The sequence below is a fragment of the Deltaproteobacteria bacterium genome (assembly GCA_016178705.1).
GTDB lineage: Bacteria > Desulfobacterota > Binatia > HRBIN30 > JACQVA1 > JACOST01.
The window spans coordinates 186,974-209,602 of sequence record JACOST010000033.1; the positions used below are offsets into that span (position 1 = coordinate 186,974).

At 64.0% G+C, this 22,629-nt stretch carries 28 protein-coding genes and 1 tRNA gene; 13 read left to right on the forward strand and 16 right to left on the reverse strand.

Annotated elements, in window-relative coordinates; genetic code table 11:
* The first annotated feature begins 27 nt into the window (after positions 1 to 27).
* Together HYR72_26715 and HYR72_26720 are read left to right on the forward strand one after the other, a co-directional pair.
* Positions 28 to 693 carry a DsbA family protein gene (locus HYR72_26715; protein ID MBI1818594.1) on the forward strand — a complete coding sequence of 222 codons (666 nt, stop codon included), beginning with the start codon at positions 28 to 30 and terminating at the stop codon, positions 691 to 693.
* Between the two features lie 214 nt (positions 694 to 907).
* On the forward strand, positions 908 to 1,411 hold the full coding sequence (locus tag HYR72_26720; GenBank protein MBI1818595.1) for a flavin reductase family protein: 504 nt from the start codon (positions 908 to 910) through the stop codon (positions 1,409 to 1,411).
* A 24-nt stretch (positions 1,412 to 1,435) separates the two neighbouring features.
* Here HYR72_26720 and HYR72_26725 read toward each other — a convergent pair whose 3' ends face one another.
* The 6 genes from HYR72_26725 to HYR72_26750 form a co-directional block, all read right to left on the reverse strand.
* On the reverse strand, positions 1,436 to 2,305 hold the full coding sequence (locus HYR72_26725) for a hypothetical protein (GenBank protein MBI1818596.1): 870 nt from the start codon (positions 2,303 to 2,305) through the stop codon (positions 1,436 to 1,438).
* Between the two features lie 24 nt (positions 2,306 to 2,329).
* The gene (locus HYR72_26730) at positions 2,330 to 2,758 is read right to left on the reverse strand and encodes an HIT family protein (GenBank protein MBI1818597.1); all 429 of its coding nucleotides are present in this window, start codon (positions 2,756 to 2,758) and stop codon (positions 2,330 to 2,332) included.
* Between the two features lie 135 nt (positions 2,759 to 2,893).
* Entirely contained in the window at positions 2,894 to 3,274 is a 381-nt protein-coding gene (locus HYR72_26735) for a type II toxin-antitoxin system VapC family toxin (protein ID MBI1818598.1), read from the reverse strand.
* Positions 3,261 to 3,521 carry an AbrB/MazE/SpoVT family DNA-binding domain-containing protein gene (locus HYR72_26740; GenBank protein MBI1818599.1) on the reverse strand — a complete coding sequence of 87 codons (261 nt, stop codon included), beginning with the start codon at positions 3,519 to 3,521 and terminating at the stop codon, positions 3,261 to 3,263. The genes HYR72_26735 and HYR72_26740 overlap by 14 nt, the downstream gene beginning before the upstream one ends.
* A 37-nt stretch (positions 3,522 to 3,558) precedes the next feature.
* Positions 3,559 to 3,930 carry a VOC family protein gene (locus HYR72_26745; protein MBI1818600.1) on the reverse strand — a complete coding sequence of 124 codons (372 nt, stop codon included), beginning with the start codon at positions 3,928 to 3,930 and terminating at the stop codon, positions 3,559 to 3,561.
* A gap of 29 nt (positions 3,931 to 3,959) precedes the next feature.
* The gene (locus HYR72_26750; protein MBI1818601.1) at positions 3,960 to 4,424 is read right to left on the reverse strand and encodes a dual specificity protein phosphatase family protein; all 465 of its coding nucleotides are present in this window, start codon (positions 4,422 to 4,424) and stop codon (positions 3,960 to 3,962) included.
* Positions 4,425 to 4,617: 193 nt separating this feature from the next.
* Between HYR72_26750 and HYR72_26755 the strand changes: the two genes are divergently transcribed.
* The 8 genes from HYR72_26755 (at position 4,618) to HYR72_26790 (ending at position 12,847) form a co-directional block, all read left to right on the forward strand.
* Complete coding sequence (locus HYR72_26755) at positions 4,618 to 6,303, forward strand: right-handed parallel beta-helix repeat-containing protein (GenBank protein ID MBI1818602.1); 1,686 nt, start codon at positions 4,618 to 4,620, stop codon at positions 6,301 to 6,303.
* Positions 6,304 to 6,538: 235 nt separating this feature from the next.
* Complete coding sequence (locus HYR72_26760) at positions 6,539 to 7,828, forward strand: NAD(P)/FAD-dependent oxidoreductase (GenBank protein MBI1818603.1); 1,290 nt, start codon at positions 6,539 to 6,541, stop codon at positions 7,826 to 7,828.
* Positions 7,829 to 7,882: 54 nt separating this feature from the next.
* A complete protein-coding gene (locus HYR72_26765) occupies positions 7,883 to 8,296 on the forward strand; it encodes a hypothetical protein (GenBank protein ID MBI1818604.1) in 414 nt (137 codons plus the stop codon).
* Positions 8,293 to 8,535 (forward strand): hypothetical protein, encoded by a 243-nt coding sequence (locus HYR72_26770; protein ID MBI1818605.1) that lies wholly within the window; start codon positions 8,293 to 8,295, stop codon positions 8,533 to 8,535. The genes HYR72_26765 and HYR72_26770 overlap by 4 nt, the downstream gene beginning before the upstream one ends.
* Positions 8,536 to 8,571: 36 nt before the next feature.
* The gene (locus tag HYR72_26775) at positions 8,572 to 8,880 is read left to right on the forward strand and encodes a carboxymuconolactone decarboxylase family protein (protein ID MBI1818606.1); all 309 of its coding nucleotides are present in this window, start codon (positions 8,572 to 8,574) and stop codon (positions 8,878 to 8,880) included.
* A 269-nt stretch (positions 8,881 to 9,149) separates the two neighbouring features.
* Complete coding sequence (locus HYR72_26780) at positions 9,150 to 10,952, forward strand: GAF domain-containing sensor histidine kinase (GenBank protein MBI1818607.1); 1,803 nt, start codon at positions 9,150 to 9,152, stop codon at positions 10,950 to 10,952.
* 86 nt (positions 10,953 to 11,038) lie between these two features.
* Positions 11,039 to 11,827, forward strand: coding sequence for a response regulator (locus HYR72_26785; GenBank protein ID MBI1818608.1), 789 nt, complete (start codon positions 11,039 to 11,041; stop codon positions 11,825 to 11,827).
* Between the two features lie 372 nt (positions 11,828 to 12,199).
* Positions 12,200 to 12,847 carry a hypothetical protein gene (locus HYR72_26790; protein ID MBI1818609.1) on the forward strand — a complete coding sequence of 216 codons (648 nt, stop codon included), beginning with the start codon at positions 12,200 to 12,202 and terminating at the stop codon, positions 12,845 to 12,847.
* Between the two features lie 95 nt (positions 12,848 to 12,942).
* Here HYR72_26790 and HYR72_26795 read toward each other — a convergent pair whose 3' ends face one another.
* From HYR72_26795 to HYR72_26805, 3 genes are all read right to left on the reverse strand, one after another.
* Positions 12,943 to 13,236: an XRE family transcriptional regulator gene (locus HYR72_26795; protein MBI1818610.1), complete on the reverse strand. Its 294-nt coding sequence runs from the start codon at positions 13,234 to 13,236 to the stop codon at positions 12,943 to 12,945.
* Entirely contained in the window at positions 13,205 to 13,555 is a 351-nt protein-coding gene (locus HYR72_26800) for a type II toxin-antitoxin system RelE/ParE family toxin (GenBank protein ID MBI1818611.1), read from the reverse strand. Before HYR72_26800 ends, HYR72_26795 begins: the two co-directional genes overlap by 32 nt.
* Positions 13,556 to 13,819: 264 nt before the next feature.
* Positions 13,820 to 14,008 (reverse strand): hypothetical protein, encoded by a 189-nt coding sequence (locus HYR72_26805; GenBank protein MBI1818612.1) that lies wholly within the window; start codon positions 14,006 to 14,008, stop codon positions 13,820 to 13,822.
* Between the two features lie 79 nt (positions 14,009 to 14,087).
* Here HYR72_26805 and HYR72_26810 point away from each other — a divergent pair, with 79 nt between their 5' ends.
* A complete protein-coding gene (locus tag HYR72_26810) occupies positions 14,088 to 14,717 on the forward strand; it encodes a hypothetical protein (GenBank protein MBI1818613.1) in 630 nt (209 codons plus the stop codon).
* Positions 14,718 to 15,056: 339 nt separating this feature from the next.
* Here HYR72_26810 and HYR72_26815 read toward each other — a convergent pair whose 3' ends face one another.
* From HYR72_26815 to HYR72_26845, 7 genes are all read right to left on the reverse strand, one after another.
* Entirely contained in the window at positions 15,057 to 15,938 is an 882-nt protein-coding gene (locus tag HYR72_26815) for a hypothetical protein (GenBank protein MBI1818614.1), read from the reverse strand.
* Positions 15,939 to 16,063: 125 nt separating this feature from the next.
* Positions 16,064 to 16,555 (reverse strand): hypothetical protein, encoded by a 492-nt coding sequence (locus HYR72_26820; protein ID MBI1818615.1) that lies wholly within the window; start codon positions 16,553 to 16,555, stop codon positions 16,064 to 16,066.
* A 33-nt stretch (positions 16,556 to 16,588) separates the two neighbouring features.
* Positions 16,589 to 18,121 carry an alkaline phosphatase family protein gene (locus tag HYR72_26825; GenBank protein MBI1818616.1) on the reverse strand — a complete coding sequence of 511 codons (1,533 nt, stop codon included), beginning with the start codon at positions 18,119 to 18,121 and terminating at the stop codon, positions 16,589 to 16,591.
* Between the two features lie 210 nt (positions 18,122 to 18,331).
* Positions 18,332 to 18,404, reverse strand: a tRNA-Phe gene (locus tag HYR72_26830).
* Between the two features lie 89 nt (positions 18,405 to 18,493).
* Positions 18,494 to 19,465, reverse strand: a complete 972-nt coding sequence (gene gshB, locus HYR72_26835; GenBank protein ID MBI1818617.1) for a glutathione synthase — start codon at positions 19,463 to 19,465, stop codon at positions 18,494 to 18,496.
* Between the two features lie 62 nt (positions 19,466 to 19,527).
* Entirely contained in the window at positions 19,528 to 20,286 is a 759-nt protein-coding gene (locus tag HYR72_26840) for a 16S rRNA (uracil(1498)-N(3))-methyltransferase (GenBank protein ID MBI1818618.1), read from the reverse strand.
* On the reverse strand, positions 20,283 to 21,161 hold the full coding sequence (locus HYR72_26845) for a 50S ribosomal protein L11 methyltransferase (GenBank protein ID MBI1818619.1): 879 nt from the start codon (positions 21,159 to 21,161) through the stop codon (positions 20,283 to 20,285). Before HYR72_26845 ends, HYR72_26840 begins: the two co-directional genes overlap by 4 nt.
* A gap of 143 nt (positions 21,162 to 21,304) precedes the next feature.
* Here HYR72_26845 and HYR72_26850 point away from each other — a divergent pair, with 143 nt between their 5' ends.
* Both HYR72_26850 and HYR72_26855 read left to right on the forward strand, forming a co-directional pair.
* On the forward strand, positions 21,305 to 22,039 hold the full coding sequence (locus HYR72_26850) for a glycerophosphodiester phosphodiesterase (GenBank protein MBI1818620.1): 735 nt from the start codon (positions 21,305 to 21,307) through the stop codon (positions 22,037 to 22,039).
* Positions 22,040 to 22,133: 94 nt separating this feature from the next.
* Positions 22,134 to 22,625: a CvpA family protein gene (locus HYR72_26855; protein ID MBI1818621.1), complete on the forward strand. Its 492-nt coding sequence runs from the start codon at positions 22,134 to 22,136 to the stop codon at positions 22,623 to 22,625.
* The last annotated feature ends 4 nt before the right edge of the window (positions 22,626 to 22,629 follow it).

The following is a 22,629-nucleotide window of genomic DNA, read 5'->3' on the forward strand; positions in this document are numbered from 1 at the left end:
AACGATTGCCGCCCGGAGGGTTTCGCGATGGAGACGATCAAATTCTACTTCAGCTTTCGCAGTCCGTATGCGTGGCTCGCCTTTCACCGGCTGGAGCGCGCCTTCGCCGGATTGCCGGTGACGGTTCGGCGCATCCCGGTATTTCCGCCGCCGGAGTTTCCCAACGATCCGGCTGCGCTCCCCGTGAAACTTGCGTACATCGTACACGACATCACGCGGATCGCGGCGGCGTACGGCTTGCGGATCAAGTGGCCGAAGGTCGGGGGCACCGACTGGATCGTTCCGCACGCAGCGTATGTGTTTGCGAGCGATTGCGACAAGGGCGATGCATTCGCGTTGGCGGCGTTCGCGGCGCGCTTCAGCGAAGGCCGCAACCTCGGCGATCACGAGGTGCTCAGTGATGTCGCTCGCGCATGTGGACTCGATGCCGCCGCGACGTTGCGCGCGAGTGCTGACGCCACCTTTCATGAGCGGGTCATGCAGGGTCTCATGGAAGGGTTCGGCGAGGGCATCTTCGGCGTGCCGTTCTTTGTCTACGGCGAGCAGAAATTCTGGGGCAACGATCGGCTGGAATGGGTGCGACGCGCAGTGTGCGAACGTCTCGGTCAAACCGTGCCGGCGCTCGACGCGGACCTCATGGCGTCACCTGCCCATGGACCGAACCTTCCAATCCGTCATGCCGGCGATCTCTAAGCCGGCATCCAGGGGAGATGTGGGGAGTGGATTCGCTTGAAGATTGCGGGAATGACGGACGGGCTGAGATCTCGTTGACCGGTTCATCGGCACTCCAAGCCGGCGTCCCGTCGGTTGGGCCTCTCAGGGGTAAGCAGGTACGCGCGCGGTCGCATCGCTTGTGCGGCGCATACGACCCGCGCTAAGCGTTGGCCATTTCGCGCAGGAGGACAGCATGGACCCAGCTATGAAGAAGACGGCGCTCCGCATGATCCCGTACGGACTCTATGTGTTGACGGCGGAGACGTCCGACGGCCGCTTCGCGGCCGCCACGGTGAATTGGGTGACGCAGGCATCGTTCGAGCCGCCGCTGGTGGTGGTCGGCGTCAAGACCGATTCGAACGCGTTCCCGGTGATCAAGGCCAGCGGTGCGTTCGCGTTGAACGTGCTCGGCAAAGGCCAGCAGGCGCTCGCCTTCGCGTTCTTCAAGTCAGTGACACCCGAAGGCGACACGATTGCAGGCCAACGCTTCCGGCGCGGCACCACCGGCGCACCGTTGCTCGAGAGTACGCCGGCCTTCGTTGAGTGCCGGCTGCGCGAAGTTGTCGAAGGCGGCGACCACGCCATCGTCGTCGGCGAAGTCGTCGATGCGGGTGTCGCCAAGCCACCCGAACGGCGGCCGGACGATGCGGTGCTGTGGCTCAAGGATCTCGGCGAGAAGACCTTCTACGGCGGATGATGAGACGCTGCGTCGCACGGCCAGCTACAACCGGCCGTAGGCGCGCAGTACCGACAAGGCATCGAGCGTCCAGCGCGCGCGCCACTCGTTGCGCGCAGTCTCACCGGGCGCGTCCCAGAAAATTGGCCAGCCGCCGTCGGCGGCTTGACGCGCAGCCAGATCGTCCAGGTGGGCTTCGATGAGCGAGTCAGAGAACAGTCGCCGTTCGGGCGTCCGGGGACTCGGCGCGAAGTGCAGCGGGGTGAGTCCGTAGCGCGTAACTGGTACGTCGGCGAGGAAGAAGTCGGCGGTCGGCAGTTGCGTCGCGAGCTGTTCGGTAAGCTCGCGTGTGCGGCGCTCGCCGCCGAAGTTGTCGAGGAAGACCAAGGCGCTGCGCAGACTGTGCGCGTCGCCGATGACGGAGTTACGAAGCTCTGCCCAGCAGTAGGCTGTGGCGCGTTCCAGCCAAGGATGCTGAATCCCTTGCCAGTGGAGCTGGCCGGCAATGCCGCTGGTGAAATTGAGCGACGGCTGCAGCGCGGAATCACCGTTCCAATGCGCCGCCCGCGGATGCTGGTGAGCCGTGGCGAGGATCGCCGGTACGGCGCCGCTGGGTGCCGCGATGGAGGCGAGGAAGTCGCAGACGCGACCTCCGATCTCCGCATCGCGAGCACCTACTTCGCGCAACGTGGTCAGTGCGAAGTCGACGAAAACCGGTTGGCTGTCGGGGCCGCGCAGATCCGGTTCGAGTGCGTGCCCAAATCCGCCGTCGCGATTCTGGTAGGCGCGAAGCGCATTGACTACGAGCTGCGCATCGTCGTCGAGAAAACGGCACGCGAACACGCGCCGCTCCAAGAGCCGCGCATGCGTCCAGATGAACTCGGCGGCCTTGGCGAAACGCGCGTCTCTATGCATGGGTCCCTCCGGTGCCGAAATCCGCTAGACCGCCGTGCGCGACAGCACGTCCTTCAGCTTTCGCAGCCTTCGATAAACGTCGTCGTGGTCAACATCGCGTTGCGGCTCGCGTTGGTAGACGAGGCCCTCGCGCTCGCTCCACTTCGGAATCAAGTGCACATGGGCGTGAAACACGGTCTGACCGGCGAGGGCACCGTTGTTTTGGAGCACGTTGTAATCGTCCACTTGCATGGCCGCGGCGACGCGCTTGATCACGACCAAGATTTCGCCGAGGTCCTCGTCGTGCATGTCCGTGAGCCGCGAAGCATGGCGCTTGGCGAAGAAGACCACGTGCCCTCTCGCGAACGGTTCCGCGTCGTTCATAACGCCGATGATGTTGGCGGTCTCGACGACCACGCGTGCGCGCAACTGACCGGCGGCGATTTTGCACAGCAGACAGTCCGGGGAGTTCATCTCAACATCTCCATGTGGGTGCGAGCCATCGAGTTGCTTCCGATGTTGCGCACGCCCGCGCGAGGCCCGCGATACGAGAGTTGAAGGCTCGCGATTCGACTTGAGTGCATGGTGGGTCGACTCGAACCCTGTGCGCTACAATCTCTGCGCGCCAGGGAGCTTGCCGAGTGCGCGATCGAACGTACCGAGCGGAAGATGGCCGGCCTTGCGCGCGATCTCGAGGACGAGGCAGTCGGAAAAGCCGACGGACGGCTTCGCGCGGAAGTGCGCTAGGGCGGAGGCAACGACATCGGCGTCTTGCACCGTCAGATCCTTGTGGTTCAAGAGCATTGCGACTGCGGTCGCAATCTCCGCCGGGTCCAAGTTGTAGACCGAGGCCAGAACCCACGTGACCTCTGCGAGTACGAGGTGAGGAACCCACGCTCCCCTGGCCACGAAGGCCTCCGACGCCGCGACTTGTCTGGGCTCGTCGCGCGTGATCAACCGAACGACGACGTTGGTGTCAACGGCGCGCATGCCGCTTTCTCATGTGCCGCCGCACGCCGTCCTTCAGTTCCTCCATGGTTCGAGTCTTGGGTGCCTTCGCGAACAACGCGCGATGCACATCTTCTGATGAGTAGCGCCCGGTTCGGCGAACCACGATGTTCTCGCCGTCCTCCTCCCACTCCAGCAACGAACCGGGGCCAATGCCGAGTTTGCGCCGAACCTTGGCGGGCACCGAGACTTGCCCTTGTGCGGTCAACCGGGAGTGAGCGAGCGGCATGTCGATCAATTACCAGGGTACTGCACGGACCGCAACGCTATCCTTGGCTCTTCTCGCGCATCGTGACTTCGTCCCACAGTCTGATGCGGTAGCCGTCGGGATCGAGCAGCTCGGCGCCGTACCCCCAGTCGTTGCGCTGCGGCGGGTACACGAACGGCACGCCGCGTTGTGCGAGACGCTGATGCCACGCCTCAACGTCGTCGACCTGGCAGGCGAAGGTTGACACCGCGGTCGCGACGTCCTGCTTCGCCTCGACGAGAATCAGCGTGAAGTCGGCATCGTCCTGCACCGCCGCAACGCGCCGGTCGGCGAGTTCAAACTCCGGCTTGAGCCCGAGCGTGTTGACGTACCAGTTGCGCGTCGCGCGGTAGTCGCGCACCGCGAGAGACAAATGGTTGAGCTTGATCATCGCGGCTCCTCCGAATCCGTTCCATCAGTTCAATCCGTTGTAAGCCTCTCCGCTTGTCCGCGCAGCCACTCGATCACCGCCGCGTACGGCTTCACGCCCGGATCGCAGTGGCGCAGGTCGGCGAGGGCGTGATCGACGGCGAGCGCTTCGTGGCAGACGAGGTAGGCGAGCGCAATCGACGGTGCGCGATTGATCCCCTCGGTGCAGTGAACGTAGACGATGCGGCCGTCGCCGATCAGTCCGTGCAGCATCCGCAACGTGCGTGGCAACGCGGCGATCACCGCCTGGGGATCGTAATCGTGGATGCCGATGTTGTGGAAGGCGATAGCGCGCGGCTCGCACGCCGCACGCATGCGCTCCATGGCCGCGCGCGGCAGATCGATGTCGACCTGCTGCAGCGACAGCACGGCGGTGATCCCCTTGCGCCGCACGCGCGGTAAGTCGGTCGGGTAGATCGAGGGGCCAATGTAGAGATGCGGGCGCAGCCGGCGCATGCGCATCGCTTACCTGCAGCGCCAGCGAGATTCAAACATGGCGTCTGCGGGCAATGCTCAGTGCCGCTCCATCGGCGCGCTGGCAAGGCGGTATCACTTGCTGGCTGGTTCGTGCTGCACCGATTTCGGTCGCTCGACGATACGTCGCGGGGTACGAAACCTGCACCGTGCTGGAGCGATCGAAGGGAGTTGCATGATTGCGCGCCGGTTCAGGTTCGGAGTTCTCGCGTCGCTGATCTGGCTGGGTGTAGCGGGTCGGGTAGCAAGTGCTGCGACGTACTACGTGTCACCGTCGGGCAACGACGGCAGTGTCGGCAGCATGCTCGCCCCGTGGCAGACCTTGCAGAAAGCCGGCGACGTGGCCGCGGCCGGCGATGACGTGATCGTGCTGGCGGGGACCTATCGAGGATTCCGCGCTCGCAATTCCGGAACGGCGCTGGCGCCGATCAGATTCTTGGCTGTGCCCGGCGTGATAGTGACCTCGCCGGGCGTGGCGAATGCGAACTCGGACAATATCTGGGTACGCGATGCCGACTACGTCGTCATCGACGGCTTTGAATCGCATCACGCGCCACGCGCCGGTGTCGCGGTCCAAGGCGAGCCGGAAACCAACGCCACCGGCGTAGTGATCCGCAACTGCTTCTGTCACGACAACGGGCGCTGGGGCATCTTCACCGGCTTCGCCCGCGATCTCCTCATCGAAGACAACGAGACGTCCTTCTCTGTCGCCGAGCACGGCATCTATGTCTCGAACAGTGGTGATCGTCCGATCGTGCGGCGCAATCACGTCCACGACAACCACGCGGCGGGCATTCAGCTCAACGCCGATCCGGCGCAGCAAGGGCCCGATCCCACCGATCCGCAGGGCGACGGCATCATCAACGACGCGTTGGTGGAGGCTAACGTGATCCATGATAACGGCGTGGGTGGCGCCGCGGCGATCAATCTCGCCTCGGTACGTACGTCGCTGATCCGCAACAACCTGCTCTACAACAACCACGCCAGCGGCATCGCTGGGTGGGACGACGGCGATGGGAACGAGTGGGGCACGCGCGACAATCGTTTCGTCGGCAACACCATCGTGCAAGCGAGCAACGGCCGTTTTGCGATCGGATTGAAGGACGGCAGCATCAACAACCAGGTGCTCAACAACATCCTGATCCATCCGGGTGCGCGCGGCAGTCTCGAAGTCGATCCATCGAGCCAACCCGGCCTGCAGTCGGATTACAACGTCGTGGTCAACGTGTTCTCCGACGACAGCACGTTCTACAGCTTCGCGGCCTGGCAGGGGTTCGGGTTCGACGCCCATTCGTTCATCGCCGCGCCCGCGGCGGTGTTCGTGAACGCGGCTGCCGACGACTACCATCTCGCCAGCGGCAGCCCGGCGATTGATGCCGGTACGCCCGTCGACGTGTTGCCCAACGATCTTGATGGCGGTGTTCGACCGCAGGGGCTTGGCTTCGACATCGGTGCATACGAGGCGGATGGCGCGCCAGGCACACCGGTGCCATCGGCGACCGCAACGCCAACGCCGAGCCCGACGCCGCGACCGACTCCCTCGCTGACACCGACGCGCCGGCCGTCCAATACCGCGACGCCGACTTTGACACGTCGCCCGACCGTGACGGCGACGGCGTCGCCGAGTGCGACGCGCACCCGCACGCCATCGCTGACGCCGACGCGCACGTTCACACGGCGGCCAACCATCACGCCGACGCGTACGTCTGCCCGACGGCCGACGCTCACGCGCACGCCGACACGCACGGCCACATTCACGCGGCGCCCGACGCGCACACCAACACGCACCTTCACGCAGCGACCGACCATCACACGAACGCCAACACCAACTCGTCGCCCGACCCGAACTGTGACGCCCTAGCGGCCGGTTGAAGGGCCTGCGCATGCTTCGAGACCCGCCTCTCGGCGCTCCTCAGCATGAACGGTTCTTTCCTTCTGCCACAAGATTTTCCCGCTCGGCCTGAGGAGGCGCGAAGCGCCGTCTCGAAGGGCGTGACAGTTGCTCCGACGGGCGGTTGTTTGGAGGCTTTCGATTCCACGGCCAAGGTCGCCGGACGCGCTATCGCCGCGCGCGATTCCCGACTACTTTGCGATGCGTGAACGAAAACTGCGACATCGCCGTGATCGGTGCCGGCGCCGCCGGACTTGCGGCGGGCATCTTCGCCGCCGAAGCCGCCCGCGCCGAGGGGCGCTCGCTGCGCGTGCTGCTACTCGAATCTGCGCCCAAGGTCGGCGCGAAGATCTTGATCTCGGGCGGCGGGCGCTGCAACGTCACGCACGCTGCGGTGCGGCCCAGCGACTTCAACGGATCACCGCCGGTCGTCCGCAACATCCTCGCGGCATTTGACGAGCACGCAACCGTCCGTTGGTTCGCCTCGCTCGGTGTCGAGTTGAAGCGCGAAGCGACCGGCAAGCTGTTTCCGGTCAGCGACCGCGCGCAAACGGTGTTGACCGCGCTGCTCGGAAGATGCGGTGAACTCGGTGTTGCGATTCGCACCGAATGTCGTGTGCAGAACCTGACCGGAGACGAAGCGAGCGGGTTTTCGATTCAACACATCCACGGCGCTCTGCACGCTCGTATCGTGATCATGGCCACCGGCGGCCGCTCGCTGCCGCGCACCGGCAGCGACGGTCAGGGGTGGATGATCGCGCAGCGACTCGGTCACTCGGTGACGCCGACATTTCCGGCGCTGGTGCCGCTGGTGTTGGCCGACACCATGTTCCATGCCGAGCTGTCTGGACTGTCGAGCGAAGTCGAACTCTCGACCTTCGTCGACGGCAAGCTGCGCGATCGGCGCACCGGCAGTCTGCTGTTCACGCATTTTGGCATCAGTGGCCCCGCTGTGATGGACGCGAGTCGGCATTGGACGCTCGCGCGCGGGAGTGAGCAGCGGGTAGAGATGCAGGGCAACTTCATGCCCGGCGATACCTTTGAGCAGATCGAGCAACGTTTGATTGCAAACGCGGAGTCGCGTCCACGACTATCGATCGGGAAATTGCTGGCTGAGATGTTTCCCGATCGTTTGGCCGCGGCGCTGATCCACGTGGCAGAGATGGAAGCGCAACAACCCCTCGCGCAACTCTCACGCGCGCAGCGGCGGGCGTTGGCGCACGCGCTCACCGCTTTATGGCTGCCGATTGAACGCGATCGCGGGTGGGACTTCGCGGAGGTCACGGCCGGTGGTGTGCCGCTCAATGAGATCGACTACCGCACGATGGCATCACGCAAGATATCGGGACTCTATCTCATCGGCGAGATGCTCGATTGCGATGGCCGCATCGGCGGTTTCAATTTCCAATGGGCGTGGTCGACCGGATATCTCGCCGGCCGCGCCGCGGCGCGGGCCGCTATACTCGCCGACCCCGGGAACGGCGCGCCGCTGTAACCTTTTCGCTGCCGGTGGCGTGATGATGTTAGGCGGCGGCGACAGGAGGAGTGCATGACCGTGCTGTTTTGGATTCTCGGTGTCTTCAACGTGGCCAACGGTGTCTGGATGCTCGCGTCGCCGGGGACCTGGTATCTCTATCTTCCGGCCGCGGTGCCCGATACCGGCCCGCTCAATGCCCACTTCGTGCGCGATATTGGCGCCGCGTTCACGACCTTTGGGATCGGGTTGTGTGCGGGGGCGGTGTCGGTTTCGATCCGGCGGGTGACACTGGCGGGAGCGACACTCTTCTTTGGACTGCACGCGCTGATACACGTTGCCGACATTCTGAATGATCGGCTGCACGCCGGACATTGGCTGATCGATCTGCCGGGGGTACTGTTTCCCGCGGCGCTTTTCGTCGTGCTCTGCTTGCCGCGTTGGTGGCGCGGCCAGCGCGTGTTGCGACGACCGGAGGTGAGACCATGAATCGGATCGATGGAGTAGAGCCACGACGCGCGCCGCTGTTGGCGCGGTTGGCCTTCTGGGTCGCCCGGCGCCGGTTTGGAAAGGTTCCGGATCCCCTGGCGGTGGCCGCGCATCATGCGCAGATCTTTCAGGCCTATGGTGCGTACGAGTTTGCACTCGGGCGGGCTCGCCTGGTGGATGCCAAGCTCAAGGCGCTGGCGTCGCTGAAAGCCGCCGCGCTGGTCGGGTGCCCGTTTTGAATGGATATCGGCTCTGCCGTCGGCAGAGCAGCTGGGTTGAGCGAGGCGCAACTCCGCGATCTGCCCATCTACGAACAGAGCGCGGCATTCGCGCCCCTGGAACAGCTGGTCATCCACTACGCGGTGTTGGTGACCACGACCCCGGTTGAGGTTCCTGACGCCGTGTTCGCACAATTGAGTGCGCACTTCACCTCCGCACAACTCGTCGAGCTGACCGCGGTCATCGCGTGGGAAAACTATCGCGCTCGCTTCAACCATGCCTTCGGTATCGGGGCGCAGGGTTTCTCCGAGGGTGGGTACTGCGTCCTGCCCGAGCGGTCGCCCGAGCAATCGGTTGCTCGCTGAACGGGCCCGATCGAGTACGCTCTCCGCAAAGTTTGCTGGCCACGGCACCTGTCGACGGTGGCCTTGGCACCGACCTCACGCGCCCGATTGGCGAAGCCTGCGTTCCCATCTGGAGTCGGCTGGAGTGACAATCCAAGCCCAAACAGAGCGTTTTTCGGCTGACGATAGTCAACGGCGTGCACACGCGTCCTGTGCTGGACTCTGTGCGAATGCAGAGTCTGCTATGCGCCGCGGTCTGGTCCCGATCGTGCAAAAGGGGCGGGGACCTGATGGAGAATCTACCGGCGAACCGCGCGTTTTTGCTCCTTCGGTATACGCTGATCGTAGCGACGGCGTACCTGCTGTTGGTGGAGCAAGATTTTGCGCTGCCCCCGGTCAGTGGGGTTCTGCTGATCGTGGCGGCGCTGGCGTCGAACGTGGTCTTCGCCCAACTCGGGCCGCGGGTCATGAATTCGCTCCCCTTTGGCGTGGGGATCATTGTCGGTGACACGCTGTGGATCACCGGGTTGCTACTCCAGAGCCAGCGGTTCGAAGCCGACTTCTTCTATCTGTACTTCTTCGTCCTGCTGCTGGCGGCGATTGGTGAGAACTTGCGTCTCATTGCCATCGGTGCGGTGGCGGTGTGTGTCGCCTACCTCTACGGCTTGTCGGCCACGGGCGGCAGCTGGTCGCTGTGGAGTTCACCTTCCTTGATTCGAATTCCCTTCCTGTTCACCGCCGCGGCTTTCTACGGCTACCTAGTGGAGCGCACGCGCAGCGAACGCGGACGGGCCGATGAAGGCGAAACCGAGCGCCGCCGTGCCGAGGATGCGCTGCGAATCAAGACCGTTGAGTTACAAGAGGAGGCCGAGGTGTCGGCGGCGCTGGCGCGCGTCGGCCATGAGCTGATCTCCTCGCTCGACACCCCGGTGATTCTCGATCGCTTGTGTCAGCTCACGGCGGAGGTGCTGGAGAGTGATCTCAGCTACACGTTGCTGTGGCGACCGGAGGACGACGCGTACCTTCCCGTCGCGGTGTATGGCGCCACCGCGGAAGAGCGCGAACTCACCCGCGTCCTCAAGGTACCGCAGGAAGCGATGACGCCGCTACTCGCCGATCTCGAACAAGATGACGTCGCCACCGGGGCGACGGTGCTCCCTGACGGTTTGAGCACGCCGTGGCAGCCCCACGCAGCAGACTCGCCGCGGTTGTGGATGGCGCTGCGGCGCGGCAAGGAAATTATCGGCGTGCAGACCGCGAGCTGGCGCGCGCGGGTGGATCCGTCGACCAGCAAGCAGCGGCGCATCGCGCGCGGCATCGCCCAACTCGCATCGATGGCGTTGGCCAACGCGCGCTTGGTCGAAGAGCTGAACCGGGCCAACCGTCTGAAATCGGACTTCGTGGCCTCGATGTCGCATGAGCTACGCACGCCGCTCAATCTCATCATCGGATACAACGATCTCTTGCTCGACGGCGAGTTCGGCTCAATGACGGGAGATCAGTCGGACACGCTGCGGCGGATGGCGAAAAGTTCGCATGAGCTGCTCGAACTCATCGAAGCCACGCTGGACCTCAGCCGCCTGGAGACCCGCCGCGTGCCGCTGGAGTTGAAGGATGTCCGCGTCGCCGACCTCATCGGCGAGGTCGACGCCGAAACCCAGGGGTGGCGCGAGAAGCCGGGCTTGAATTTCGAGTGGCAGGTCGCCGCGGATCACGCGCGGCTGTTCACCGATCCGGTGAAGTTGAAGATGGTATTGAAGAACCTCATCGGCAACGCGGTGAAGTTCACCGACAGCGGTCGCATTACGGTGGGAGCCAACCTCAATGATGGGGGCGTCGAGATCCGTGTCAGCGACACCGGCATCGGCATCTCGAAGGAAGCGCAAGGGATCATCTTCGAGCCGTTCCGCCAAGCCGATCGCTCGATTGCGAGTGCATACGGTGGCGTCGGCCTCGGCCTCTACATCGTCCGCCGTCTGCTCGAAATGCTCGGCGGCACCATCAACGTCGAAAGTCAGCCGAAGCAAGGCTCGACCTTCCGCGTCTGGGTGCCGGCTGATCTCCGGCAGATCGAGAATCACGCGACCGTATAGCCACCGCGCCGTGTGCTCTGAAAGAGGAATCAAGCAACTCAACCGAACGATGTGCGGACCGCAACACTCCGTGGAGGTTCCATGAGATGACAGCGAGCGAGCGTGAGGGAATGCAGGCGTTGTTGCGGTTCCTCCAGCGTGTGGGCGGGCTGGAGGCTCGCGATGCCAGCCGGCTCGAACGATTGGCGACCGACACGCCGCAGCCGATAGCCGAACTGCTGGAGCGTGAGGGGATCATCACGCAGCAGGACCTGGCGGTCTTGCTCGGCGAGGCGCTGCAACTCCCGCTCGGACGCCGGCTACCCAATCCGAATTCAAACTCACAGAGCCGCTTGTCACAGAGCGCCGCACGCGCGGCGATCGCGATGGTGCTCGACGACGCCATGACCATGCTGGCCGGCGGCGCCAAACCTGAGCTGCCGAAAGCGCAGGTACCCAAGCTCAGCGTCCCCACGCCGACGCCCGCGCCAACGCGCAGCTTCCGCGCGCTCGTGGTGGATGACGAGCCCGATCTGCGCGTGTTCGTCCGCTTCGCCATCGAACGATCCGGGCTGGGTCTGACAGTCATCGCCGCGAAGGACGCCGCCGAAGCGCTCGTGCTGGTCGCAATGGAGCGACCCGATATTGTGATCCTCGATCTCGGAATGCCGGGCATCGACGGCTTCGAAGTCTGCCGGCGATTGAAGCGGGCGGCCCGCACGAAGGCGATGCCGGTGATGATCTTGAGCGCGTTGGGGACCACGGAAAGCATTGCGCGAGCGAAGGAGATCGGTGCCGACGACTATGTCGTGAAGCCCTTCAAGCGCGAGGATTTCATCGAGCGGATTCGCCACTTGCTCGAGCGCGCCCATGGGGTGAGCGGCGCTGCCGCGTAGGTTCAGACCGGTTCGAACACCGGTAAGGTCAAAGTCAGCCGTCGAGCCTCGCGGCTGAACTCAACGCCGAGACGCAAAGCCGCCCAGCTGGAATTTCAATTTCACCTGGCTGGCGCCGGCAGCCCTACCAGCCCGTTGAAAAACCTCGCATGCTTCGAGACGCGCCTGTCGGCGCTCCTCAGCATGAGCGGTGCTCCCCTTGTGCCACAGCACTATCCCGCTCGTCCTGAGGAGGCGCGAAGCGCCGTCTCGAAGGGCGTCGCGCTTCTTCAACAGGCTGCTACATGCCAATCGCGCGTTTCTTGCGACACGGGCGCGTGTGCGGTAAGGCCCGTCCCGATCGCTCCCGCGTTGGGAGGTCGAATCCTTGAGATGAACCCGGAAAAGTTGCTCGACGCGCTGACTCCGATCGAGACCAAGGAACTGGTCGCCGCCCTTCAGCGACGTGGTCTCGTGTCGGGTGCCAGCGCCGACGACAGCGTCGTGGCAGCACCCGTCACAACAGCCGAGGAGTTTCTGGCTCAGCTATCGCCGGAAACGCGGGCGCGCGCCCAAGCAGCGCAAGCCGCCATGGTTGAGAAGTTCGGCCTTCGCGCCATCGACGTGAGCCTCATCCCCGTGACTTGCGAGGACGGTGCAGTGCGACCGGTTGTGATCGTAGCGGCCGGCAACGGCCTGAAGCGGGGCTGCTGGGACGACATTCTTTCGCAGCGACGCGCAGGAGACCTGACGATCGAAGTCGAGGGCGTCGCCGTCGATACATGCGCCGGCATGACCTGGATCGCATACGAGGCCCTGATCCGAGAACTGAAGGCGCGCGGCGCCTCTCTGTTGCCCGACAGCCGCGAGGTAGCGGAGCGAGGCGATCAACCGTGGACATGCACACTGCTCACCGGCGAAGACACGAATCGCGGCCGCGCTCCATTCGCCTTCGTCAATGAAGGCCAGCCAGGCCGAAGCTGGGGTGGCACCGACTACTTGGGCGGCTTGCGGTTTCGCCCCGCAGCGGTGATCGAGTAGTCCATCCGTGTGCAGCGACGCCACGCGGAGCTGCACGGACGACCGTGCCGGGGGCGGGCCGCACTTGTCCGTGGAATCGTCGGTGCGCCCGTCGTCTACGCCGCTCTCGAAAAACTGATCCGATATCCCAGCCGTGCCAGAATGCGCAGCAGGAGATCGGTCGAAACGTCCTGCGTGTTTCGGTTCATGATGGCGGTAATCCGCGTGCGCGAAGTCCCACACAATGTGGCAACCTGCGCGTGCGTGAGCGCGAGCCGCCGCACGACGTCGACGATCTTATCATTGAGGGTACTCCGCACCTCCATCTCCACGGCGTCGGCGGGTGTCAATCCGAGCGCTGCGGCGAGCTGGCGAGCGTCACGTGCGATGATCGATCTGCTGTTCTTCATGCCACATCTCCTTGAGCCGCTTTCTGGCGAGCGCGATCTCGTGCTGCGGGGTCTTCTGCGTCTTCTTCACGCAGGCGTGTGGGATCAGAATTCCGCGCTTCGATTTCTTGAAATAGAAGGTGCGGTAGATCCCAGCCTCGTCGCGCAATCTCAACTCTTCCACGCCCACAGCGACCTCCGGCATCGGGCGCGACAGCGGCATTCCCAAATGGTGTCCCTTCTGTAGATCCAGGATCGCCTTCCCCAGCTGGCGCTTGACCACCGTCGGAAATGCCCGGATCGTTTCACGAGCCGCCGGGTGGAAGATCGCCGGTTTCACTGGCGGAGAGTCTCAGATGTGGGACATCTCGTCAAGCCTTGTTGCTCGGCGAAGCTGAAGAAGATCTGCCGAGCGACTTCGACGATACGCTCGCCAGGAATCGCCTCTGACGGAGACCCGCGCGGACTGACAGTGCCGCTGCTCAAGAGAAATGTGGAAGGAGCGTCCCCACTTCTTGAGCGCCGGAACAGTGCTCCGGCTACTCAGCAGCCGCAGTCGATAGAAATTGCGCCAGAAGGTCCTCCGACGCTTTAAACTGGTAGCTCACTTCGGAGGACGATCGCGGAGCGCGGCTTCTATGTCCACGACACGCCCGTGCTGGATGTCGTCGAGGCCCTGCCAGAAGGAGTCGGGAATCGCACTGTCCTCGAGTCGATGGACCATCTCGAAGACTTCGGCTTGCTCGTCCTTTGGGAGCGCCTTGATCTGCTCGACGATTGCCCTTGCGTTCATGGGTGCATCCTAGCTGCATCCGACGGTATCGCACAATACGCATGCCCTCCGGCCGCCGAGGGTGTGCTACGGTGGCGGCGTGAAAGCCGGCAAGTCCGATCTCACCCGCGAATTCAAGCGTCTCTTCCGCAGCATGAGCTTCGTGTCGCGGCATCCATCGCTAAACCAGCGCAGCCAGCAAGCGGAACGCTTCGCCGAAGTGTACCAGCAGCTCGGTATTTTGTGGGAGTTCCTGGCGTTGCGGTGCACGCACGTCGGGGGCTGGCGCAAGACGCGCGAGGGCAAGCTCGCGTGCAAACTGTGCGGGACGATTCGGGGCGCGACGGAGCGCTGGTTATTGTTGTCGCGAGACGGAAAAAAGATCATCGAGCGCAAGCGGTCCCCGAATTCCGGCGAGACGTTTCCAAACAAGAAGGCCGCGAGGGTTCTCGACAACACCATCGACTTCCACGGCACCACGTTGAACGTCGCTGTCCACAACTCGTATCGCTCGCGTTTGTTCCAAGGTAGCAAGCCCGACGTCTGCATCACGGCCGACCGCATCGTGCGCGTGCAGGAAGGCGGCATCGAGTGCTGGATTGGAGTTCCCCCGGTTTCGTGGACACTTGATCCCTTTCGAGGGAGAAGGAGTTCACGATGCGCCATCGCAAGCGCGGCGAGCGTCCGCCGTACGGCGCGTTCGTCTTCGAATTGCGCAAGCGCGTCTTGAAACGGTTCCCGATTCTGGTCGAGTACGACACGCGCGGCAAGCTCGTCGGGGTCACGGCTTTTCGACCGAGCCCCGCCGCAGCGGCATCGCAAGACGGCACGACATGCAAGCCCTCTAGGGAAACGCGTCACGCGCGTCGCGAAGAAGGACCGGCCGAGTAGCCCGATGCGCGCGGGCACTGAATCCCTCCGTTGCTTGCTGCCGGAAAAAGCCGCTGATCAAGGCGCGGCCCAAGGTCGGCGTACCCTCACGGGCGATGGATCGGGCCTGTCCACCTAAATTCCAGTTTCGAGGGCTGACCCCCAAGCTTGCGTGACCCCGAGCTTGCAGGGGGACGCACTAGCGGCCTGTCAGCGCGGCGGCGAGGTCTGGTTTGGCCTCAACCATCGCTCGGCGCAACGCCTCGAAGTGGAACGCGAAGATCGACCGATCGTCTACCGGCCAATCGGCGGGCGGTATCGTTGTTACGAAGCTAAAGACCGACGGTCCGTATAGAATAGGTGAGGAATACGCATCGTTGTAGATCTCGGACGCCTGACCCTCGATCGTCTCATTCCAGATCGATACGCCGCTCACGGTATCCTGAAGACGGAGTTGCAACTTTACCCGTGCCGTTGTCTTGATGGAGGGCACACCCAGGAAGTCGATATAACAAGTCGGGAGACCAAGGAGGAAGCAAGTCTTCGAGTGTACCAACGGTGATTCAAGCAAGGTGCCATCGAGCACGTAGCGATATCCGGCTGCACCGTTCTGGCCGGTGTAAACGACTGCCTTGAAGAGACCGGAAGCTCCGAGGTCGTCGGCTATCGTGCGCGCGAAGCTCGCTGGGTATGTGTACTGTTCGAAGTCGGGTGCTGTTGGCTGCGCCCCGTCCTCGCTCTGTAGCTTCGCAGTCTCGTCTATGCGCTCGAATGGCAAGGATACGTAGGGCACGAGCGGCACCAAGGCGATCAGTGCGCGTCCTTGAGTGCTGTAAAGCCGTGGAGGGCGCTTGTCATCGAATCTCTGCACGGCGAGCGACGCGTCGATGGGCGCCGGTCGCAGAGCCGTGGCGGTGGTTCGGTATCCGGTTGTCAGTCTCGCGTTGACGGGACAGCCGGCGAGGAGCGGAGCCAACACGAGGAGGCACAGCGCTTTAGGTTTAGCGGCGATGCGAGCCCCTGTTCCGGACTGCCTCATGTACCCACGCGCAACGCTTGAAATTTCATGAGGCTGGTTCATCTCAAGTTTTCCCTGTGACTCCCGCAAGGCTAACGAAGCTTGTAGAAAAATCCCGTGGCGGTTTGCAAGCGGCTGCCCTGGTGGGCGCATGGGGAGGGATTCAAGGATTGACCCGAATCAGTGACTCAAGGACAGGTGTCTAGGAATGCTCGGATCGAATTCGCCGCCGCCTCTGCGTCTGTGCCGTCGACCTCGAGATCGAAGCTGAATGTGGGAGCGACCTTCTCAAGCCACAGGTCGTAGAACCGACCGACGACTTCGCGGTCTGCCGTTTCGCTGATGTTCTTTCCGCTGGGTCGCGAGACCACGCGATCTACGCAGACAGCGCGATCCGCCTTCACGCGAACAATCGCGACGCGATGGTCGCGCATGAGCCGCTCGACAATTGGACGGTCGCTGACACCAGTGGACTCGATGGCGACGGGCAATACCGACCGCGCAAGCTGATCGCGGTAGGAGCGTACCAAGAAAGCACCCACCTCCTGGATCTGCGCTCGGAACTCCTCTCCAGTGCCGAATCGCTTTCGGAGGATGGGTTCGAGCTCGACGTAGGACATGATTGCCTGCTGAGACAGATATCTCCCGAGAAAGGATTTCCCCGAACCCGGCGGGCCCATCAGGATGATCGCGTCGTATCGTCCTGCCATTCGTCACTCACCATGCATTCGGTCGGTTGGCGTAATCGCGGCGATGGGGGTGCCGTCGTAGTCACCGCCTCGAACGCCGAGGAACGCGGCGATGGTTGGCGCGATATCGGTTACCGCCATCGGAACCGCCAGTTCTGCCGGCACGATGCCAGGGCCGCTCGCGGCTAGAAAACCATTGGGCATATGATTTCCCGAACGATAGATGTGGTCTCCCGAACGCCCGAACGGATGCGGCTTCAGGATCTCTCCGATCTTCGGCGACCCCGCCGACGCAATCGGTGCGGTCCGCTGCCACACCACGAGCAAGTCGGGAAGCCGGTCCGCATGCTCGCCGCGGTAGATCTCGCGGGTGCGTATCACGTCCTGCACCAGTGGTGTCCCCGTATCGAGATTCACCAACTCCCGCAGGTCACGAATCAATGCCGTGCAAAGCGCGTCGTACTCTGCTCCGGGATGAATCACACCGTTGGGTTCCCGGCCGACGAGATTGATGCGAATGGCGCCGCTGATCTCGTTGTGCGGCAGCACGAAGCAGCGACGCCGGCGCGTCGCGACATAATGTGCGCGACGACGCGCCCAATCGAGACGGTGGTGAGCGCGCTGGCGGATGCTGAACGGGACGCGCTGCCACACCGACTCGATGCGAGCGATGCGCTGCCGCGTGCGCACCGCGTCCGCGCCGTCGAGCCGTAGCAAGATCTCGTCGAGCAACGGCTCGCCGGTATAGTTTGCGGACATTCCGAGCGGGGAAAATACGATCACCGTGGTCTCCGCTCCGGCGCGTTCAAGCAACCGGCCGACGGCAGCATCGAGCGCCATATAGATTTGCTTGATTGGGTTACCGAGCGTAGCCGCGGCCGCCGCGTCGTGCTGTGGATGCGCCGGATCCAGAAGATGCCAGCAGCGGTGGCCGATGCAGTGGCTCTCCTTGAAGACCGTCAGGAAGAGGTCCCAATCATCGTGATCGAGGTAGTGAGCAGCGAGCGCGGCTTTCTTGTCAATGCCGGCGAGCAGGTGATCGCGAAACGCATCATCCGCTCCGTCCAGATCGCGGTTGCAGACATTCGACGGCTCAGCCCCAAACTGCGCGACGACTTGCGCGGCCAGGCTCCGCGGCCAACTTTCGACATGAGCATGGTCGTGCCCATGCACCGACCAATCGACGAGTTGGATTCCGTTGAGATCGTCGGCGAGGGGACACTTGGGCACATCGATGATGGCGACGCGGCGCCCGGCACGGCTGAGCGACTCCCACAATGGCGGCCGCTTGAGATCGGCATCAGCGAATGGTTGCAGCTCGTAGGTTCCCGGCCGCAACTGTGAATAGAAGTAGCGGCCGTGCTTGGCCGGTGAGACGCCGGTGTACAACGAGGCCCACGTGGCGTCGTCGCCGAATCCGGGTGGGCTGGTGAGGGCGACGCTGACTCCGCGCGTGCGCAGCGCGCGGAGCACCGGCAAGTCGCCCGCATCGCTCCACTGCCGCAACAGCGTGGCGTCGGCGCCATCGAGCCCGATGACTAGCAGCTTCGCCGGCATTCCAGATGGGTGAGCGGTCGCTCGGCGAGGCTACGTCCAACTGGTGAACGGACTTTGCGAGAGATCGGAGCGATCTCTCCACTCGTCATTCCGGCGAAAGCCGGAATCCAGGATCGAACCCCACGCCGCCTGGATACCGGCTTTCGCCGGTATGACGGACCCACCGGAATCCGTTCGGTGAAGCCGGATGAAGGCAAATGGCAGAGGAGATGGGCAGGGAGTGAATCGAACACTCGACACAAGGATTTTCAGTCCTTTGCTCTACCGACTGAGCTACCTGCCCGTGTGCGGGTTGCGTGAAGGGCTCTTCGTGTACTGAATGCTGCCGGGGCAGTCAAGACGATTGCGGAGTGCGGAATGTGGAACGCGTAGCTAGGAGCGCAGCCGCGAGACTTGCTGCTCGACGAAGTCGAGCACCTGGGCTTCGAGGCAGGTGTGGTTGAGCGCGTTGATCTCTTGCACTCCCGTCGGGCTGGTCACGTTCACTTCGGTGAGATAGCCGCCGATGATGTCGAGACCGACGAAGTAGAGTCCGTCGGCGCGGATACGCGGCGCCAGCGCGGCGCAGATCTCGCGGTCGCGCGCGGTCACTTCGCTGTGGACGCAGGTGCCGCCGACGTGGATGTTGCCGCGCAGTTCATCCTCGCGCGGGACACGGAGCGTAGCGCCCAACGGCTCGCCATTGAGCATGATCAACCGCTTGTCACCCTCGCGCACGGCGGCGAGGTAGCGCTGCGCCATGATCAGTTGCGATCCGTTCGCGGTGGCGGTCTCGAGCAGCGAGTTCAGATTGCGGTCGCCGCGTTGGAGATGGAATACGCCGGAGCCGCCGCAGCCGGTCAGCGGCTTGATGATCATCTCGCCGCCGACCTCGGCCATGAACTCCTTCAAGCGAACCGCATCGCTGCTGACGAAGGTTTCGGGAATCACGCTGGGGAAGTTGAGCGCGTACAACTTCTCGTTGGCCTCGCGGAGACCGCGCGGATGGTTGAGCACGAAGGTGCGGCGCCCATCAACGAGGCTCAAAAGCTGGGTGGCGAAGAAGTACGCAAGATCGAACGGCGGATCCTTGCGCATGAAGATCGCGTCGAAGTCCTGCAACGCCTCGGTGCGTTCCTCGAATAAATGATAGTGCCGCACCGTCGCGCGCTGATCGGCCGGCACGCGTTGCACGGTGGCGCGGCGTACGCGCGCGTGCGGCGTGCTGTGGCGCACGAACATGTCGGCCGCGTCGCAATGGAACACCTCGTGCCCACGCTTGAGCGCCTCCAACATGAAGACGAAGGTGGTGTCCTTGTCCGGCAAGACCCGCTCGAGCGGGTCCATGACGAAGGCGAAGCGCAAACTCGGCATGACGGGCTGATGCTATGAGGAGAGCAGCCTTCAGGCAAGCATTGCGCGCCGCATCACGAGCCGACGAGCGCGCCATCGCCCCAGCGGGCTTGGGCCATGGCGATGGCTACGATCGCCGCGGTTTCGCCACGCAGGATGCGTGGACCGAGCGACACAACTTGTACGCCGGCGTCGCGCAGCGCGTGGATTTCGTCTTCGGCGAAGCCGCCCTCGGGGCCGACGATGATCAGGACTGACGACGCGGTCGCGGCCAGTGGCGGCATGTCCGCCAATGGCCGCACCTCCGACGAGCCGGCGGCCTCCCAGCACACCAGCCGCAGGTCGGCGCGGCGCGTGGCGAGCGCAGCGAGCGGCTCGGGGCCTTCGATTGCGGGCACGACGCTGCGGCCGCACTGCTTGGCGGCGCTCACTGCAATGCGCCGCCAGCGCTCAATGCGTGCCGCGCTGCTGCCGCCGAGCGTGCGCTCACAGGTGAACAACACGATACGGCGAACACCGAGCTCGGTGGCCTTCTCGATCACGAGGTCGAGCTTGTCGGCCTTCAACAGCGCGACCGCGAGGGTGAGATCGAGCGACGACTCGCGCGCGCGACTCCGCCGTTCGGTCACGCGCAATTCGACACGGTCCTGATTCAACGACTCGACCACGGCGTCGAACACTCGGCCGCGATTGTCGAATAGCTCGACTTGCGCGCCGGGACGAACGCGGCGCACGCGCAGGTGATGACGTTCGTCGCCCGAGAGCACGGCGCGCTCGCCAACTATGGCGCTGTCGGGAACGAAGAACCTTGGCGGCGTGCGCGGGCTGCTCACGAGATCGCCGCCAGATCGAGCGTGACCCATTCGCCGGTGCTGGTGCGGTCGTGCTCCACCAAGCCCACGGCGGCAAAGGCCGCACGCACGGCCTCGGCCTCGCTCAACAGAATGCCTGAGGCGATCAGGTGTGCGGTGGGGGCGAGTCGCGCCCTCAAGTTCGGTGCGAGATCGATCAACAGCGAGCTGAGGAGATTGGCGACGATCACATCGAAGCGTTCGCCGGCGGCCGGCAGGTGCTCACTCACGCTCACGCTGTGGCTGACACTGTTGCGTGCGCAGTTCTCGCACGCAGCGCGGCAGGCTTCCGGATCGATGTCGACCGCGGCGACGTGGGCGACGCCGAACTTGGCGAGAGCGATGGCGAGAATGCCGGAGCCGGTGCCGACATCGAGCGCGCATTCGAGCGAGCGGCCGGAGGCGTGTTGCTCGATCAATTCGAGGCAGCCTTGCGTCGTCGCGTGGTGCCCGGTGCCGAACGCGAGCCCCGGATCGATCACGATGGCGATGCGCCCCGCGGGTACGTCGCTGATCCACGGCGGGATTACCGAGAGCCGCTCGCCGATCGTCAGTGGCGGGAAGTGCTCCATCCAGTTGTGCGCCCAGTCTTCTCGCTGCAGCACGCGTGTGGCGATGCGCGCGGGAGGAAGCGCTGGGTCCATGATCGCCAACTGATCGCAGAACGCTCGCAGCGCAGCGAGTTGGTCCGTGGCTTCGAGGGCGAGGTAGGCGGTGAGCGTCACCTGTGGTTCGCCGGCGCTCTCGGCTTCGTCGCTGACCAAACCGGGGGAACCAAGATCGAGGAGGAAGCTAGCGACAGATTCGGCGTGCGGGCTGGCGACCGCGACGGTGGTTTCTGTCCAGGCGGTTGGCATCTTCGTCACGTAGGCTATCGCTTATCGCCAGTCGCTTATGGCATATGGTCGCAGAAATGGCATATCGCTGATCGCATATCGCGGATGGACAGAGAATGGATAGCGCGACGAGCGATCTGCCATAGGCTATAGGCGATCTCACCATGTCATTCCTCGTCATCGGTCACCGCGGTGCTGCCGGGCTCGCGCCGGAGCACACGCGTCCCTCATTCGAGCGCGCGCTCGCCATCGGCGTCGACATGATCGAGCTCGACGTTCAGCTCTCGCGCGACGGCGAACTGGTGGTGATTCACGATCGCACGCTCGACAGGACGACGGCGGCCAACGGCCCGGTACGCGAGCAGACGTTGACCGCATTGAAGGCGCTGGAAACCGGCGGCTGGTTCGGCGAGGCGTTTCGGGGAGAGCCGCTGCTGACGCTGACGGAAGTGTTCGCATTGCTCGCCGGTCGGGCGACGCTGAACGTCGAGATCAAGAGTCCCGAGCCCGATTGGGAGGCGACCGCGCGTGAGTTGGCAGCGGTGCTGCGCCAGGCGGACGCGCTCGCGTCCACGGTGGTATCGAGCTTCGAGCTGGGTGCGCTGGCGGCCGTACGACGCATGATGCCGGCGGTGCCGATCGGCGTGCTCTGGCATCACCTCGACCTGGAGCCGGCGTGGGTGGCGGCGGCCGAATTGCGCGCCACCTCCTTGCATCCGTATGCGCCGCTGGTCACGGGTGATGTCGTGCGCCACGCCCACGCCCACGGCTTGCGCGTGCATACGTGGACGGTCAACGAGGACGCCGAAATCCGCCGCGTGGCGGCCGATGGAGTCGATGGGATCATCAGCGACTTCCCCGATCGCGTCGCGCGTGTGCGAGGGGAGGAACCCGCTTGACACCCTGGCGAAAGGCTCTAGAGTGCCGCAGTGAAACCGTGAAGAAACCGAGCATCATTTGCCGCGACACTGTCGCTGCGAATCGCACTTCTTGATGAATACTCTTGATCTAGCCCTGGCAGCCGTCGTGGCGTTGTTCGCGTTGCGTGGATTCTGGCGCGGAGTGTTTCGCGAGAGCTTCGGCTTGCTCGCGCTCTTCGGCGGTCTGTTCGCGGCGTTGGAGTTTGCCGCCAGCGGTGCGGAGGTGTTGGAGCACTACGTGACGCAGCCGGTGGTGCGCGAAGCGACGGCGTTTGTTGCCATCTTCGTGGTGACACATGGCGTGATCACCATTGTCGGTGTGGTGCTCGATCGTGTGGCCGGGGGCGGGCTGGTAAGTAGTCTCGCGGGAGTTGCGATCGGCGCCGGCAAAGGAGCCGTGCTGCTCGCGTTCGTTCTCCTGTTCGTGCATTTGTTTCCGCTGGCGCCGAGCATCGATGCCCGCATCATGGAGTCGCGCTTGGGGCCGCCGCTGATCGGCGTGGCGGGCAGCGTGATGCAAGTGGGTCTGGGCGTGGCTCCCGCGACTAGCACCAATCCGACGTGAGCCG